Raw genomic sequence first — 15,637 nt, 5'->3', positions numbered from 1 at the left:
AGCAAGCCTTTTCCTGGTACGTGATTAATCTCCAGACGGATTCCGTCCGGATCCTCGAATAGCACGGAGTAGTAGCCGGGCGCCCAGGGGCCTTCTTCGGGCGGGTGAACAATCTTCGCGCCGATCGACTGCAAGAAGCGGTAAGCTTCATCCACGTCGGCGTGCTCGCGAGCGCGGAGGCACACGTGATGGAGGCCGATCCGGTTCTGCACGAATGGTTCGCTGCGATGATCGTCGGCGCACCGGACGATGCCGACCGCGGTTCTTCCGCCGACGCAATAGAGCGTCTGCCCGTTCCGAATCACCGGCTTCATACCCAGGAAGGTCAGCAGGCTCTCGTAAAACGGGTAGCACTTCTCGAAGTCGCTTACAGTCAGCATTACGTGAGCAACGCCGTTGATGTCCATCAGGACCTCCAATTCCTCGTCGCTGGACTGCTTGGGCTCTCCCCGCCCATTTCCCTCCCTTCGGGCTCGGACCGGAAATCGCAGCCACGGAAGGGGAAATTACGCGGCGTTGGCCGCCATCCGCTTGGGGCTTGGTTGCGCATGGCCAAGGATCGGATGGGGAGTGTACGGCTTTTCCAGTTCTGATACCTCTTCGGCGCTCAGTTTGATCGATACTGCTTCGATCGACTCCTTGAGATGCTTTAGCTTGGTTGCGCCAATGATCGGTGCGCTCACGCCGGGCGCCTGGAGAATCCAGGCGCAGGCGATTTGTGACGGCGCTACCCCGCGCTGTTGGGCGACTTTCTCAACTGCTCCAAGTACCTCGAAGTCGCTCTCGCGGAAGTACATGTCCTTGGCGAATTCATCTGACTTGGCGCGCACCGTTTCGCCACCTTTATCCGCGGCGCTTCGATTGCCCGCCAGAAAGCCGCGCGCGAGCGGGCTCCAAGGAATTAGTCCAACCCCTTGGTCGATGCAGAGCGGGTTCATTTCACGCTCTTCTTCTCGATAAACCAGATTGTAGTGGTTCTGCATCGAGACAAACCTGTGCCACCCGTGCTCCTTCTGGAGAAACAGCGCTTTGGCAAACTGCCATGCCGCCATCGAACTGGCGCCGAGGTAGCGCACCTTGCCCGCGCGTACCAGGGAATCCAGCGCTTCTAGCGTTTCCTCCAGTGGCACGGTGAAGTCGAAGCGATGGATCTGATAGAGGTCGATGTAATCCATCCGCAGGCGCTTCAATGACGCATCGCATGACTGCAGGATAGCTTTGCGCGAGAGGCCGCCGCGATTTTGCCCGGAAGACATCGGGCCGTAGACCTTGGTCGCAACGACGATCTCATCGCGATTCGCCATTTCGTTGAGCCAGCGGCCGGTAACTTCCTCGCTCACGCCGACCGAGTAAACGTTGGCCGTATCGAAGAAGTTGATTCCTGCTTCGAGGGCTTCGGCAAAGTGCTCGCGCGCTTCCTCCACCGTGAGCACCCAATCGCGCCATTTCTTGTCACCATAGCTCATGCACCCCAGGCAGATGCGTGAGACTGACAGTCCGGTCCGTCCAAGCTTTGCGTACTGCATGTTTCCTCGTCCCGCGGAGAGACTCCGCGCTTAGTGATGAGTTGTGAAGCGAAACGACCTTGGGCTCAAAACTCCGGCGCGGCGTGCGGATTGTCAAGAGTTCACCGCCGGAGAGCTCGACCCGCTCAGCGGAGCGCGGGCCTGACAACGACGGGACGGCCTCGGCCCAAGTCGTAGCCCTGACCCTGAATCAGGCGAACGCGCAAGATCGCAAGAAGCAGCGCGTCGATCAGCGCCACTGCCAATATCAGCGCCAGGGTAAGATCTCTCGATTTGCGCATAGGCTTCGTCACCTGCTGATACGCGATGAGCAACACCTACTAAAGACGTCACAGCGCGCTACCGCAGTATTTCAATCCACCGACGAGCGGACTACAATTGCCGACTGGCCGATTGGTCAGGCGCACTTCCAAGGAGAAGAATTGATGCGGGTCCTGTTCGTCCATCCGAGTCCTCTAATGTACAGCGAGATTTATCTCCGTCTTGAACCTTTGGGAATGGAGCGGGTCGCGGCCGCAGTCCGGGCGGCTGGACATGACGTTCGGATTTTGGACTTGCAGATTTTTCAGCATCGCGACCTTTATAAGGAATTTGAAGCTTTCAAGCCGCAGGCGGTGGGGTTCTCGCTGAACTACCTCGCCAATGTGCCGGAAGTTGTCGATCTGGCCAAGGCTATCAAGCAGCGCAATCGCGACTGTTTTGTGTTTACCGGCGGGCACAGCGGCTCATTTGTTGCGGACGAGATTCTGGAGCACGCAGAAGGGGCGGTGGATTGCGTGCTGCGTGGTGAAGGAGAGAAGAGCGCGCAAATGCTGCTGCAAGCGATCGGCACCGATTCGCTGACCAAGGTGCCCGGGCTGGTCTCACTTCAGGGAGTGGGCCCGACGCCGACCATGGTGGAAGATCTCGACCAATATTTCCCGGCGCGCGACCTCGGGCGCCGGCGCAACAAATACTTTATCGGTGTGCTCGATCCCTGCGCCTCGATCGAGTTCACGCGCGGGTGTCCGTGGGATTGTTCGTTCTGCAGCGCTTGGACTTTCTATGGCCGCAGTTACCGCAAGTCGACCGCGGAGGCGGCCGCCGAGGACATGGCCTCGATCAAGGAACCCAACGTCTTTATCGTCGACGATGTCGCTTTCATTCATCCGGAGCACGGCTTCGCGATCGGTGCCGAGCTCGAAAAGCGCAAGATCAAAAAGCAGTACTACCTTGAGACCCGCGCCGATGTCCTGATTCGCAACCAGGAAGTGTTCCGCTACTGGCGGCGGCTCGGGCTCGAGTACATGTTCCTGGGGCTGGAAGCAATCGACGAAGAAGGTTTGAAAACCCATCGCAAACGTTCATCCACGGGCGCAAACATCAAGGCGTTGGAAGTGGCGCGCGATATCGGCCTGACCGTCGCCATCAACCTGATCGCCGATCCCTCGTGGGATGAGCGTCGCTTCGAAATCATCCGCGAATGGGCGATGAGCGTGCCAGAGATCGTTCATCTCACGGTTGCGACTCCGTATCCGGGCACCGAACTTTGGTTCACCGAGTCGCGCAAGCTGACCACGCTCGACTATCGACTGTACGACATCCAGCACGCGGTGCTGCCGACCAAGTTACCACTCAAGAGTTTCTACCAGGAGCTGGTGAAAACCCAGGACGTGCTGAATCGCAAGCACCTCGGATTCGCGGCGCTCAAGGAAGTTGCTTCCATCGCTGGAAAGCTGATGCTCAAGGGTCAGACGAACTTCATCAAGATGCTGTGGAAGTTCAACAAGGTTTACAACCCGGAGCGCCAATTCGCCGAGCACTCGCAACCCGTGAAATACCAGATGCGCCCCCCGAAGATGCATACGACCGGGCGTCCCGACGACTCACTGCTGTACATCCATCCGCCCAACAAGCCGGTTCGCAGGCCAGCGTCGGAACTTACACCTGGGGTCAGCAGTTAGAAGAAAGAAGTTGCTGTGAATGCGCCCATCCGTGAAAGCTGCGCCCTCGGCCTTTCACTCTGCCTTGAATTGTGGCGTGCGTTTTCCAACAAAGGCCTCGATGCCTTCGCGACCGTCTCGGGTCCGAGCCATCTGGGTGATCCAGTCGGTTTCGAGGGCCATCTGCGTCTCGAGCTTGTTGGCTACGCTCTCGAGCAGCAATCGTTTGACTCCGCCGAAGGCGAGCGTCGGACCCGCGGCGAGTTGCTCGGCAAACGCGCGGGCCTGATCCAGCAATTGGCTATCCGGAACAACCCGAGTCACAATCGCCAGGCTGTGTGCCTCCTCCGCGGTCAGGACCGGGTTAATGATCGCCAGCTCGAGCGCGCGACGAAACCCGACGATTCTCGGCAGGAAGTAGGTCGCCGAACCATCGGGCGTCAGCCCGGCTCGCGAATAGGCCAGGGTGAACTTGGCGCTTTCCGCCGCGAACACGAAATCGCACGCGCAGGCGAGACTGAATCCCGCGCCCGCGGCGCTTCCATGCACGGCTGCGATGACCGGAGAACTCATGTGCGCGAACGTCGAGATGGCGCCGTGCAGGAAGTGGGTTACTTCGCGCAGATAGCTGGGCAGGTCCGAGGCCGGCTGGGCGGCGAACGCCTTGAGGTCCCCGCCGGCACAAAACATTTTGCCTTTGCCGCTCAGGAGTAACGCGCGCAGGCTCGGATCCTCCTGGCAACGTCGAATCGCGTCGCTGAAATCGCGCGCCAGGGCCAGGTCGATTCCGTTGGCGGCCTGGGGCCGGTTGAACGTGAGGTGCCCTACGTGGTTGCGAATCTCAAGGACCAGGTTTGCATATTCGGCCATTGCTCGACTCCTCTTTGAAACCTTCCAGGCACTGGGGTCACAGTTCGCGATACCAATCCGCGGTCGCGCGGCCGATTTCGTGCGGCGAATCTTCCTGGATGAAATGCACTCCGTTGACCGTCACTTCGCTTTGATTCGGCCATTTGCGGCAGAACTCACGCTGCGCTCCGACCAGGATCGCACCGGGATTCGCGTTGATGAACAGCTTGGGCACCGGGCTTTGCGTGAGCCAATCCGAGTAGCTCTTCACGATTGCGACGACGTCGGCTGGTTCACCGTCGATGGGAATTTCGCGGGGCCATTGCAGCGTCGGCCGGCGTGATTCGCCGGCATCGCGGAACGGCCGTCGATAGTTATCCATCTCTTCGGGGGTGAGCTTGCGGATCACGCTGCCGGGCAGAATGCGTTCGACGAATACGTTGTTGAGCAAGATCATATCGTCACCGGCCGGGCTGCGCAGGGCCTTGAAAATCCCGACAGCGCGTTCCGACCACTCCGCCCAGATGAGCGGACGCACGATCGCTTCCATGTAAGCAATTCCCTTGATCCGTTCGGGATGGCGTCGCGCCCAAGCGAAACCCAAGGCCGAGCCCCAGTCATGTACCACCAGCGTGAGCGGGCCACTCGGGACGACGCCCTCCAGGAACGCATCGAGGTGGCGCGAATGGTCCGCGAATCGATAGCTCCCGGTGGCCGACGCACCTGAAGCGCCCATCCCGATCAAATCCGGAGCGATACAGCGTGCAAGGGGTTTCAGGTGGGGAATGACATTGCGCCACAGATAGGACGAAGTTGGATTGCCGTGCAGAAACACTATCGGATCCCCTGCGCCGACGTCTGCATAGGACATCCACGTGCCCAGCAGTTCGAATCTGTGGCGGGGATGCGGATCGGCGGATGAGACAGTTTCCTCGCTCATGGGGGCTGAAACCTCGCTGCGGGTAGTCAGTCGAGAAATACGACCTCCGGCGAGATCACACAACCCGAGGATTCCGCGTCCGGGCGGATTTGCGCTCGCCCGAGCGACCGGGGAGAATCCCACCGTCAGAAACAGGAGAGCGGAGAACATGGCCGAGCGCAGACGTAAATTCTGGGGATGGGGCTACGAGGACCAGGGGCCCAACCTCGAGCAACAGCGGCATATGGCGGAGCGGATGGAAAAGCGCTTCGCCCTGGGTCCGCTGGAGATTACGCCGCCGCCCAAGGAGAGCGAGCTCAACCTGCGACCGCCCCGGATAGCACCGCCCGACGCTCTCGCATCAATCTGCACGAGCGCCACCTATGATCGTGCCCTGCACAGTTATGGAAGCAGCTTTCGCGACGTGGTGCGCGCGTTCCGCAGGTACTTTCCTAATCCTTTCGACGTGGTCGCCTATCCTCGCGATGAGGCCCAGCTGGTCCGGGTGCTGGAATGGTGTGACACTGCAAACCTCGCCGCTGCGCCGTTTGGCGGCGGCTCCAGCGTGGTTGGGGGAGTCGAGCCGCCCGCGGGTGATCGCTATCGCGGCGCGGTTTCCATCGATCTCAAGCATCTGGACCGCGTGCTCGAAGTCGATAAGGTTTCGCGTGCGGCCCGTATTCAGGCTGGCGTGCTTGGCCCGGCGCTGGACGATCAGCTTCGCCCGCACGGCTACACCATCCGCCATTTTCCGCAGTCGTTTGAATTTTCCTCGCTAGGTGGATGGATCGCGACCCGCTCGGGTGGCCACTTCGCGACTCTGTACACACACATTGATGACTTCGTGGAGTCGGTCCGCGTGGTCACGCCGACCGGGGTAGTTGAATCGCGGCGACTGCCGGGTTCCGGCGCTGGTCCCAGCCCGGACCGGATGTTCATCGGTTCGGAAGGAATTCTGGGGGTCATTACTGAGGCGTGGATGCGTGTGCAGAACCGGCCGACCTTCCGTGCCGGGGCATCGGTGCCTTTCGATGATTTCCTTTCCGCCGCGGATGCGGTGCGCCAGATCGCGCAGTCCGGGATCTATCCGGCCAATTGCCGACTGCTCGATCCGGGCGAGGCATTCAACGCGGGAGCCACCGAGCAGAACGAGGCCGTGCTGGTGCTGGCCTTCGAGTCGGCCGACCATCCGCTCGACCCGTGGATCAAGCGGGCGCTGGAATGTTGCGCCGATCATGGTGGGCGCCTTCCTGCCGATACAGGTAAGACTCGCAGCGACGAAAATGCGACCCATGAAGGCGCGGCTGGCGCGTGGCGCAATGCATTCCTCAACGCGCCCTATCTGCGTGACACCGTGGTCGCGATGGGGATGGTTAGCGACACGTTTGAAACCGCGATTACCTGGGAGCGGTTTCCGGAGTTCCATCGTCAGATGACCCAATGCGCGACTGACGCGGTGAAACGGGTATGTGGCATGGGAACCGTGACCTGCCGATTCACTCACGTGTACCCGGACGGTCCCGCCCCCTATTACACGATTTTGGCGCCCGGCCGGCGCGGTTCGGAGATGGAGCAATGGGACGAAATAAAGGCGGCGGTGTCTGAACAACTGATCAAGCTCGGCGGAACGATCACCCATCATCACGCGGTCGGTCGGGACCATCGGCCGTGGTACGACCAGCAGCGTCCCGAGGGATTTGCGCGCGCGCTGAAGGCGGCCAAGCGCGCACTGGATCCGAAGGGAATTCTAAACCCGGGCGTGCTGCTCGATCCGGATTAGGGCAAACAACCGAGCGACCGGCGGCCACGCCGCTGTGCGGAGCTTCGATTTCGGTTCGAATCAAGCAGGGGCGCCTGGGAATGCCGACGCCACCCTGCCCGATGTGACCATCGGCGGTGACCGTCGCCTGCTTAAGAACGGGGGCGGTCAGTTCATTCGTCCAGCTTCAGTTGCTTGCGCGCGGCCGCGCTCATCATCTGAGGATTCCACGGTGGGTCCCACACCAACTCGATGGTGGCGTCTTCGCAACCCGGAATGCCGAGCAGCTTGTCCTGGATGTCCTGGGTGATCATTGCACCCATTTGGCATCCGGGTGCGGTCAGGGTCATAGTGACGTTGACCACTCCCCCTTGCAGAGCGACGCCGTATACCAGTCCGAGATCAACAATGTTGACCGGAATCTCCGGGTCGAAACACTCGCGGAGAACTTCGTAGACCTCGGCTTCCGTGATGTTAGGTGAATTATCCATCCGCAAATCTCTATTATATAAGACTGAACGAACCAGGAAAAACGCTAGTCCGGGAGAACATACGATGCCTGACGTGGAACAGCTTTACGATGAAGCGGTCGATCTCTATGCCGACGAAAAGTATGACGAGGCAATTGTGGCCTACCGCAAGGCGCTTGAGGTCGATCCAAAGTTTACCGATGCGGTGCACGGCATGGCGATGTGTTATCAGGCGAAAGGCGATCTCGACATGGCCATTGAAGTCACCAAGAAACATATCGCGCAGGACCCAGAAGACATTCTCGCGTTTACCAATTTGAGCATGTTCTACCAGAAGAAGGGAATGATTACGGAGGCCGAAACCGCGGGAGCCGAGGCGCGCCGGCTGGATTGGAAACGTCAGTTGCGCGAAGCCAAGCAGAAACCGTGAGGAATCGAATGAAGCTCAAGGAAAAGATCGTGATGATCACCGGCGGCGGCTCGGGGTTGGGCCGCGAGATGGGTCTGACCTTCGCGGGCGAGGGCGCGACCATCGCGGTTAACGATATTCGTCCCGAATCCGCGCACAACGTGGTGTCCGAGATCGAGCGCGCGGGCGGTAGAGCGCGCCCCTTCGTCGCCGACGTCTCGTCGAGCGCCGCGGTAAGAAGGATGTTCGCCGATTTCGTTGCCGCATTCGGCACAATCGATGTTCTCATCAACAATGCCGGCATCGGGCGGACGCGCGAATCGAATGAATTTACCGGTCTTCAGGACGTTGCCGATGAAGACTGGCACAAGATGCTCGCCACGCATCTCGATGCGACCTTTTACTGCACGCGCGAGGCGCTGAAGCTGATGCTTCCAAAAAAGTCGGGACGCGTCATCAATCTGGGGTCGATCGCCGGGACCACGGGTCTTGGATATGCGGTCCCGTACTCGGCCGCCAAGGGTGGGATCATTTCGTTCACCAAGGCGCTGGCCAAAGAAGTCGTGGGCCACGGAATACTGGTCAACTGCATTGCTCCCGGATTCATCGAAACGCCCATGACCGCGCCGATTACCGCGGAAATGCGCCAGCAGGTGATCAGCGCAACCCCGATCGGCCGTTTCGGCGAGCCGCGCGATATCGCCCGCGCGGCGCTGTTCCTGGCAACCGACGACTCCAACTTCATGGTCGGCCAGGTGGTTAGCCCCAACGGCGGCTATGTGATCTGAGTTCCCGGACCGATCGATCGAATACTCCATCATGCTGCCACGGGTTGCCGGCGTACTGATGCCGCTGTTCTCGTTGCGCACGCCGGACGACCTGGGGCGGGGCGAGATCCTCGATCTCGCCCCGATGGTCGATTTCGCGCGTGAGATGGGTCTCGGTCTCATTCAGCTGCTTCCGCTTGACGAGGGTGCTCCCGAAGAAACCAGTCCGTACAGCGCGATGAGCGTGTTTGCGGTTGACCCCGCGTTGCTCTCGTTGCGCGCTGTGGACGGAATTGTACGTGGCGGCGTTACTCGCGCACGGAGGAAGCTCGCCAACCAGCACCCTTCGGGCGGGCGGGTCGCGGTGCGCGCCGCCAAAATGCCGATCTTGGAGCGCGCCTGGGGTAAATCGCGCGACCGTTTCGCGCACAGCAAGGAGTTCGAGGCATATATCGAGCAACACCACGAATGGCTTACCGACTATGCATTGTTTCGGGCGCTGAAGGACCGATTTGATTGGGCTCCATGGGAAGACTGGCCCGCCGAGCTGCGCAACCGGGAGGCGCTCGCGCTCGATACCGCGAGACGGGAATTCACTGAACCGATCGCCCGCTATTGCTGGTTCCAGTTCCTTGCGGAACGTCAGTGGTCGGCGATGCACTCTTACGCGGCTGAACATCACGTGATGATTGGTGGAGACATGGCGTTCTCGCCGGCGCTGGATAGTGCGGAGGTCTGGGCAAACCAAGCGCTGTTCGATCTTGGTCGAACCATCGGCGCGCCGCCCGACGCGTTCAACCCGCGTGGGCAGCGATGGGGGTTGCCGTTGCCGCGATGGGAGCGGATGCGCGAGGACGACTTCAGACTGTGGCGCGCGCGGGTGCGTCGGGCAGCCGCGATGTTCGATTTGCTTCGGATAGATCATGTCGTCGGACTGTATCGGACATTCTCGTTCGGCGAAGATCCTGACGCTGAGGGTACCTTCGTTCCCGAAGACGAGTCGGCGCAGCAGGCGCAGGGGGAAGAGATTCTTGGAGCGTTGCAGGATGCGGCCGGCCGCTGCACGCTGTTCGCGGAAGATCTCGGTTCCGTGCCACCAGGGGTTCGCGCTTCCCTGTCCCGTCTGGGAATTGCCGGCTACAAAGTTATGCAGTGGGAGCGCACGGCGTGGGAAACCCCGCAGGAACGATTTCTCAAGCCGGTCGAGTACCCGGAACTGTCGTTGGCGACCACCGGCACCCATGACACCGAACCGCTTACGACCTGGTGGCTCGCGCAGCCCCAGTCCGAGCGGGGTAAACTTCTGGAGGCTCTCGGGATTTCGGATCGAGTCGATCCGCAATCGCCGCTCGATGATGCGGCACGCGATGCGATCATTGGTTCGCTGTATGCGTCACCGGCCCGGCTCGTGGTTCTGCCTATCCAGGACCTGTTTGGCTGGAGCGACCAGATAAACCATCCGGGGCTTATCAGCGAGGCCAACTGGGCCTATCGCCTGCCGTTTGAACTTGAAGATCGAGCGAAGCTTCCCAAAATCAAGTCGCGAATTGAAAAGCTTCGCGCCATCGCGAAGGAATCTGCCCGCGCTTGAGGGTCAGCGCGTCGGTTGGCCGGTCCGCATTGTTAGGACAATGCGGCTTCGACTATAAGAGCGGTGGAGGGTTTCCTGATGGGTCCGCTTAAAGGCATCAAGGTTCTGGACCTGAGCATGGTTGTCGCTGGGCCATTTTGCACGATGATACTCGGCGACTTGGGCGCCGACATCATAAAGATCGAGCCGCCCGAGGGGGACGTGGTGCGCATCGTTCCGGGTCCGCAACGCAACGGGGTGCCGGTCGGAATCCTCAACTGGAACCGCAGCAAGCGAGGCATGGTCCTCGATCTCAAGCAGCCGGGCGCCGCGGAGGTTTTCCTGAGGATGGCGGAGCAAGCCGACGTTGTGATCCAGAACGTGCGGCCGGGGGTGGTAGACCGTCTCGGTGTCGGCTACGAGGCAGTGTCGAAACGCAACCCCAAGATCGTGTACTGCTCGATCGCCGGCTACGGTTTCGAAGGTCCTTATCGCGACAAACCCGCCTACGATCCGATTATCCAGGGAGTCGCGGGCGTAATGATCACCCAGCGGACACAAGGCCGGCCGCGTGCGGTAAAAAACATCATAGCCGACAAGGTGACCGCAATGACGGCTGCAATCGGCATTCTTGCCGCCCTGCAGGAAGCGCGCACCGGCAAGGGACAGCACATCGAGATCGCGATGATAGACGCGGTCGCATACTACCTGATGGGTGACACCGGCGTGCGTCATACGCTGCTGCCCCATCAACCGGGATTGCCGCCCACGATGGGTTCGGCAGAACCCTTCAAGACGGCAGACGGCTACATGACGATTGCACCGTTGACCGACAAACATTGGAAAGCACTACTCGAAGCGGTCGGGCATCCCGAGTGGTTCGAGGGAGACGAACCGCGCAACGAGCGAGTGCGGAATGCCGCGCGCAAACTAATCGAGCTGTTTCCGAGCCAGCCGTCCGACTACTGGCTCGAGCGAATCGAAAAGGCCGATGTCCCGTGCGGGCGCGTAAATGACTTCGACACAATCTGGGAAGATCCTCAGTACGTAGTCAACGAGACCTTCTACGAATATGAGCATCCAGTCGCCGGGCGAGTCCGCGCCGTGCGTCCCGGCACCCGCCTTTCGGGAAAGAAGCCTGAGCTTTGGCGTCATGCCCCGGGCCTGGGCGAGCATACCGACGAGATTCTCGCGGATTTCGGATTTGACCGACAGGAGATAGCCGACCTCCATAGCCGCGCAATCATCAAATAGCCAGGTGTCGGCACCTGTGAAACTGCGAGCTGGGTTACCGCGCAACGCGGCGGCACAGGCACATGCTTGTGGAACCATTTCGCTTTCCGGAAGGGTTCTGGCCCAGCTGGTCTTTGCCGCGATAGGGGCGTGCGTTCTAGCAGCTTGCGCCACCGCTCGCGCGAAAGCTCCTCCGGCGCCGCCGGAGCGCGCTCATCGCGGGCCGATCGGCACTCATTCGCCGTACGCAATCGCTGGTGGAAAGGATGGCGCGGTTTGGTACACCGAGTACCAGGGTGACGGTATCGGCCGGATTCAGTCCAATGGCTCGGTCATGCGGTTCAAGATCGATCCAAGCGGCTTTGCGCAGCGCCTCACGGCTGGGCCCGATGGAGCGATGTGGTTCACTGATACGGTGGGTAACCGTATCGGGCGCGTGCAGGGTGACGACAAGGTCGCCTACGTAAAATTGCCGCGCGACGGGAGCGGCCCTAATGGCATCACAACCGGCGAAGACGGGAATCTCTGGTTTACCGAGCGGACTGGAAATCGCATCGGTCGCCTGAGCCCATCGGGAACGCTCACTGAATTCAGCCTGCCGAGCGGGGGCGGGCCCGCAGAGATCGTGGCAGGGCGCGACGGTTATGTCTGGTTTGCGGAAGATAAAGGCAATCGGCTCGGCAGGATTACTTCTAACGGCAAGGTCGCCGAATTCGCCATCCAGACCCCAGATGCGACGCCCGGCTGCATGACGCTCGGTCCCGACGGCAACGTATGGTTTACCGAACTTGCGGCGCAACAAATCGGCAAGGTTACGCCGCAAGGTTCCATAACCGAATATCATCTGCCGGAGAAAGGATCGCCGCTCGGAATCGCGACCGGCTCGGATGGTAATCTTTGGGTCACCATCGTTGGCAGCCGCACGGTCATGCGCGTCTCACCTTCCGGAGAATTCACCGCGTTCCATACCGGCTCCGACACCGTTCCGACCTTCATCGCGGCCGGCCCCGATGGAAATCTGTGGTTTACCGAACCCAACGGAAAGATCGCCCGGGTTAATACCCAGGGACAGATCGTGGAATTCGTCGTGGCGAACGTAGCTAGCTTCTGAATTCCTGCCCGTGGACGGAATTTTGCGCTATAAGCGCTGGAGACGAGCCGGCGTTTTCTTTAGAACCGACTGTTCGGCTCGTGGGAACCGAAACCCTTAAGAGTTTGGATTCCATCACATCAAGGAGACGCGAACCTATGGGTAAGCTCGATGGCAAGGTTGCGGTAATCACCGGGGGCGGCCGCGGGATCGGCCGCGGAATCGCGAAGACATTTGCCGCGCAGGGTGCCGCGGTGGTGGTCAATGACCTGGGCGTTACTGTCGCGGGCGCGCGTGAGACCAGCACTCCGGCCGAAGATGTGGTCAAGGAGATCAAAGCTGCCGGCGGCAAGGCGACTTCCAACCACATGGACATCTCCACCGTGGAGGGTGGTGAGGGCCTCATCAATCAGGCGGTCAAGGAGTTCTGCAAGCTCGATATCCTGGTCAACGTCGCCGGCATTCTGCGCGATCGAATGATCTTCAACATGAGCGAGCAGGAATGGGATGACGTAATTCGGGTCCATCTCAAGGGCCACTACTGCACCATGCGGCCGGCCACGGCCCACATGCGCGAGCATAAGAGCGGGCGCGTGATAAATTTTTCATCGAATTCCGCGCTCGGCAGCCCCGGGCAGCCGAACTATGCCGCAGCGAAGGCCGGGATTCTCGGGCTGACCTACAGTTCGGCAAACGCGCTGCAAAAGTACGGCATCACCGTAAATGCGATCATGCCTGGTGCATCCACCCGCATGACCGATACGATTCCGGCGGGCCGCATGCCGGGTGCGACCGGAATAGCGCAGAGCCAGAGCGTGGAAGGAACTCCACGCGATCCCATCAACGTCGCGCCACTCTGCGTGTTCCTCGCCAGCGATGAAGCCGCTAGCGTTACCGGGCAATGTTTCGGTGCATCCGGCTACCGGATCATGCGTTATCGGCACATCGTGGCCGATAGGGTCATCTATAACGACGGTCCGTGGGACATCGATGCGTTGTTCGATCGCCTCAAGTCGACATTGCTGGTGGACTTAAGCCCGCCGCGGATGTAGCGCGGTTGCGACCGGAGTTCGCCGGTAAAACGATCAAGGCAGTGATTGTTGCTTGCGCTTTTTTCTTGGGGCGCTGCAGGTCCCCAACCGGGGTGCGGAAACTAACCAGCCTGACCCCATCTGGAAAACCACATTTGGAATGACTGCTTTGCGTGACGACGACTAGACGCGGAGGTTCAAGGGCTCGCGGACGCGGTATTCCTTGGACCGCTTGAGCTGGGCACCAGTAAATTCTGCTCGAGGAACTTGACCACGCGCGCGGCGTATTCAGCGGGTGCTTCGAAGATGGCGTCGCCATGTCCATCTCCCGGCACGATCCAGAGTTCGCCGCGATTGCCGGCCGCGGTACTGATAGCTTCCGCATCCGAGATTGGAACGATCTTGTCGCCCTGATTGTGAATGACCAGAATTCCGGCGGGACCCAGGTCGCGGGCGGCTTTGGCGGGATCGACCTTCCAGATCGAGTGACCTAAAAAAAACCCCGCTTCCCAGAGCGCGGTCTGTTGCAGCGCCGGATTTAAGCCGGCGATCGAGGGAACCCGCTGGAACATTCCGGCCAGGCTTCCATAAGGGCTATCGGCGACGATCGCGTCAAACGACGCGCCCGCAGCCTGCACCAGAATTATCTCGGCCGCCCCTTCGGAAACTCCCAACGCGCCAATTCTTTTGAAGCCGCGCCGCCGCAGCTCGCTGGCGGCGGAAAGTGCTGCCGTACGCTCGTTCCATCCCCAGGTGGTGCCGGTTTGAGGATTGTCGCCGCTGTCGATGGCCAGGATTGGGTAGCCTGTTGCGTGCAGGAATTTCGCGTACGGAATCATCGTGCGTCGCGTACCTCCGGCAGGCGGGACCAGCAGCATAGCCGCGGGGAGTTTGCCCGGAATCATCCATCCGTCGACGCTGCGATCTCTGCTCAAGTGGATTTTCACCGATTCGAAATCCGCTCCGAACGCTTTTCGGGGATCGAGGGGCAAGGACGCGATGTCCACCGGGACAGCAGGGCCATACACGTCGGTCAGTCCATCCTCCAGGAACCCTGGATATTTCAGTCGATAAGCAACCAGCGTTGCCGCGGCCAGCCAGAGCAGGGTGGCCAGCCCCACCATGACCCCGCCAATCAGCGCGAAACGTCGCGAATGGCGCGAGGCGCCGGCGCCCGCCGAAGGGGACGAATTCATGCCGCTATGGTTTGTCCGATAGCCTTAGGGCGGGCAAGCGCCTTGAGAGGCAGGCGGTCGGCACCTATGCTGCCTTCGAGGCGCAAATTGCTGACATGAGCGACTGGGAACCGGAGCTGTATAACCGTTTTCGCCGCTATCGGGCGGAGCCGGTCGAGCTGATCCTTGCTCGCCTGCCGATTTCTGGCGACGAGCGTATCGCCGATCTGGGCTGCGGGACGGGCGACCACACCATCGAACTTGCTCGACGCGCGTCCCGGGGCGAGGCGCTCGGGGTCGATCTGTCGCCGGCAATGATCGACGCTGCACAAAAAACCAGAGCGACCCTGGCGCGCGAACTTCGCGACCGGGTCGGATTCCGAGTTGGCGATATCGCGAGACTCGGTAGTGAGCGCGAGTACGCGATTATCTTCTCGAACGCGGCTCTGCAGTGGATACCAAAGCATCGCGAGGTGCTCGGACACTGGCTGCGTGCCCTCGTCCCCGGCGGTCGCATGGTCATCCAGATGCCGGCCAACGATCGCGAAACCGCGAAGGCGGCACTGAGTGATCTGGCGCGCGAGGAGCCGTGGTGCGCGCTGCTCTCCGGGATCGACGAATCGTTCCGTGAAGTGCCGCCGCCCGGGAAATACCAGCAAATCCTGCGTGAGATTGGGTTTTCGGAAATCGATTGCTTCTACCGCACCTTCCACCATCCAATGCAGAGTCCCGCGGAGGTGGTCGAGTGGTATCGCGCTACCGGGCTGCGACCGTTTATCGACGCGCTTCCCGAGGATCGGCGCACAGCGTTTCTCGATTCCTACCGGCACCGCCTGGAGAGGGCCTACGGCACCTCGGGAGCGGTTACTTTTGATTTCAAGCGCCTGTTCATTTGGGCGCGCCGCCCGGCCTTATGA

Annotated in this window: 16 protein-coding genes; 9 read left to right on the top strand and 7 right to left on the bottom strand. The window is 60.7% G+C overall.

What is annotated here, in order from left to right; genetic code table 11:
- The 3 genes from VGI36_02945 to VGI36_02935 form a co-directional block, all read right to left on the bottom strand.
- On the bottom strand, window positions 1-407 hold a 407-nt coding region (locus VGI36_02945; protein HEY2484074.1), incomplete at its 3' end, for a VOC family protein.
- Between the two features lie 99 nt (window positions 408-506).
- Window positions 507-1,526, bottom strand: coding sequence for an aldo/keto reductase (locus VGI36_02940; protein ID HEY2484073.1), 1,020 nt, complete (start codon window positions 1,524-1,526; stop codon window positions 507-509).
- Window positions 1,527-1,651: 125 nt separating this feature from the next.
- Entirely contained in the window at window positions 1,652-1,807 is a 156-nt protein-coding gene (locus VGI36_02935; protein HEY2484072.1) for a hypothetical protein, read from the bottom strand.
- A gap of 144 nt (window positions 1,808-1,951) precedes the next feature.
- Between VGI36_02935 and hpnR the strand changes: the two genes are divergently transcribed.
- On the top strand, window positions 1,952-3,469 hold the full coding sequence (gene hpnR, locus VGI36_02930) for a hopanoid C-3 methylase HpnR (protein HEY2484071.1): 1,518 nt from the start codon (window positions 1,952-1,954) through the stop codon (window positions 3,467-3,469).
- Window positions 3,470-3,523: 54 nt separating this feature from the next.
- Here the strand turns inward: hpnR and VGI36_02925 are convergent, their stop codons facing one another.
- Window positions 3,524-4,318: an enoyl-CoA hydratase-related protein gene (locus VGI36_02925; GenBank protein ID HEY2484070.1), complete on the bottom strand. Its 795-nt coding sequence runs from the start codon at window positions 4,316-4,318 to the stop codon at window positions 3,524-3,526.
- A 37-nt stretch (window positions 4,319-4,355) separates the two neighbouring features.
- A complete protein-coding gene (locus VGI36_02920; protein ID HEY2484069.1) occupies window positions 4,356-5,237 on the bottom strand; it encodes a haloalkane dehalogenase in 882 nt (293 codons plus the stop codon).
- Between the two features lie 148 nt (window positions 5,238-5,385).
- Between VGI36_02920 and VGI36_02915 the strand changes: the two genes are divergently transcribed.
- A complete protein-coding gene (locus tag VGI36_02915; GenBank protein HEY2484068.1) occupies window positions 5,386-6,996 on the top strand; it encodes an FAD-binding oxidoreductase in 1,611 nt (536 codons plus the stop codon).
- Between the two features lie 152 nt (window positions 6,997-7,148).
- Here VGI36_02915 and VGI36_02910 read toward each other — a convergent pair whose 3' ends face one another.
- Complete coding sequence (locus VGI36_02910) at window positions 7,149-7,466, bottom strand: iron-sulfur cluster assembly protein (GenBank protein HEY2484067.1); 318 nt, start codon at window positions 7,464-7,466, stop codon at window positions 7,149-7,151.
- A gap of 64 nt (window positions 7,467-7,530) precedes the next feature.
- Between VGI36_02910 and VGI36_02905 the strand changes: the two genes are divergently transcribed.
- The 6 genes from VGI36_02905 to VGI36_02880 all read left to right on the top strand — a co-directional run bounded on the left by VGI36_02905 (window position 7,531) and on the right by VGI36_02880 (window position 13,566).
- Window positions 7,531-7,875 carry a tetratricopeptide repeat protein gene (locus VGI36_02905; protein HEY2484066.1) on the top strand — a complete coding sequence of 115 codons (345 nt, stop codon included), beginning with the start codon at window positions 7,531-7,533 and terminating at the stop codon, window positions 7,873-7,875.
- Between the two features lie 8 nt (window positions 7,876-7,883).
- Window positions 7,884-8,642: an SDR family NAD(P)-dependent oxidoreductase gene (locus VGI36_02900; GenBank protein HEY2484065.1), complete on the top strand. Its 759-nt coding sequence runs from the start codon at window positions 7,884-7,886 to the stop codon at window positions 8,640-8,642.
- A gap of 31 nt (window positions 8,643-8,673) precedes the next feature.
- Entirely contained in the window at window positions 8,674-10,212 is a 1,539-nt protein-coding gene (gene malQ / locus VGI36_02895; GenBank protein ID HEY2484064.1) for a 4-alpha-glucanotransferase, read from the top strand.
- A gap of 78 nt (window positions 10,213-10,290) precedes the next feature.
- The gene (locus VGI36_02890; protein ID HEY2484063.1) at window positions 10,291-11,445 is read left to right on the top strand and encodes a CoA transferase; all 1,155 of its coding nucleotides are present in this window, start codon (window positions 10,291-10,293) and stop codon (window positions 11,443-11,445) included.
- 16 nt (window positions 11,446-11,461) lie between these two features.
- Window positions 11,462-12,535, top strand: coding sequence for a hypothetical protein (locus VGI36_02885; protein HEY2484062.1), 1,074 nt, complete (start codon window positions 11,462-11,464; stop codon window positions 12,533-12,535).
- Between the two features lie 137 nt (window positions 12,536-12,672).
- A complete protein-coding gene (locus VGI36_02880; protein HEY2484061.1) occupies window positions 12,673-13,566 on the top strand; it encodes an SDR family NAD(P)-dependent oxidoreductase in 894 nt (297 codons plus the stop codon).
- A 176-nt stretch (window positions 13,567-13,742) separates the two neighbouring features.
- Here the strand turns inward: VGI36_02880 and VGI36_02875 are convergent, their stop codons facing one another.
- Complete coding sequence (locus tag VGI36_02875) at window positions 13,743-14,741, bottom strand: hypothetical protein (GenBank protein HEY2484060.1); 999 nt, start codon at window positions 14,739-14,741, stop codon at window positions 13,743-13,745.
- 95 nt (window positions 14,742-14,836) lie between these two features.
- Here VGI36_02875 and VGI36_02870 point away from each other — a divergent pair, with 95 nt between their 5' ends.
- Window positions 14,837-15,637, top strand: a complete 801-nt coding sequence (locus VGI36_02870) for a methyltransferase domain-containing protein (GenBank protein HEY2484059.1) — start codon at window positions 14,837-14,839, stop codon at window positions 15,635-15,637.

Source organism: Candidatus Binataceae bacterium (genome assembly GCA_036495685.1).
Classification (GTDB): Bacteria; Desulfobacterota; Binatia; order Binatales; family Binataceae; genus JAFAHS01.
Note: the sequence above shows the minus strand (reverse complement) of the source record. Positions and strands in the feature narration are given on the sequence as shown.

Bases quoted from the DNA above. Each gene is read 5' to 3' on its own strand.
- VGI36_02940 (HEY2484073.1), bottom strand. From the start codon at position 1,526: ATGCAGTACGCAAAGCTTGGACGGACCGGACTGTCAGTCTCACGCATC.
- VGI36_02935 (HEY2484072.1), bottom strand. From the start codon at position 1,807: ATGCGCAAATCGAGAGATCTTACCCTGGCGCTGATATTGGCAGTGGCG.
- hpnR (HEY2484071.1), top strand. From the start codon at position 1,952: ATGCGGGTCCTGTTCGTCCATCCGAGTCCTCTAATGTACAGCGAGATT.
- VGI36_02925 (HEY2484070.1), bottom strand. From the start codon at position 4,318: ATGGCCGAATATGCAAACCTGGTCCTTGAGATTCGCAACCACGTAGGG.
- VGI36_02920 (HEY2484069.1), bottom strand. From the start codon at position 5,237: ATGAGCGAGGAAACTGTCTCATCCGCCGATCCGCATCCCCGCCACAGA.
- VGI36_02915 (HEY2484068.1), top strand. From the start codon at position 5,386: ATGGCCGAGCGCAGACGTAAATTCTGGGGATGGGGCTACGAGGACCAG.
- VGI36_02910 (HEY2484067.1), bottom strand. From the start codon at position 7,466: ATGGATAATTCACCTAACATCACGGAAGCCGAGGTCTACGAAGTTCTC.
- VGI36_02905 (HEY2484066.1), top strand. From the start codon at position 7,531: ATGCCTGACGTGGAACAGCTTTACGATGAAGCGGTCGATCTCTATGCC.
- VGI36_02900 (HEY2484065.1), top strand. From the start codon at position 7,884: ATGAAGCTCAAGGAAAAGATCGTGATGATCACCGGCGGCGGCTCGGGG.
- malQ (HEY2484064.1), top strand. From the start codon at position 8,674: ATGCTGCCACGGGTTGCCGGCGTACTGATGCCGCTGTTCTCGTTGCGC.
- VGI36_02890 (HEY2484063.1), top strand. From the start codon at position 10,291: ATGGGTCCGCTTAAAGGCATCAAGGTTCTGGACCTGAGCATGGTTGTC.
- VGI36_02880 (HEY2484061.1), top strand. From the start codon at position 12,673: ATGGGTAAGCTCGATGGCAAGGTTGCGGTAATCACCGGGGGCGGCCGC.
- VGI36_02875 (HEY2484060.1), bottom strand. From the start codon at position 14,741: ATGAATTCGTCCCCTTCGGCGGGCGCCGGCGCCTCGCGCCATTCGCGA.
- VGI36_02870 (HEY2484059.1), top strand. From the start codon at position 14,837: ATGAGCGACTGGGAACCGGAGCTGTATAACCGTTTTCGCCGCTATCGG.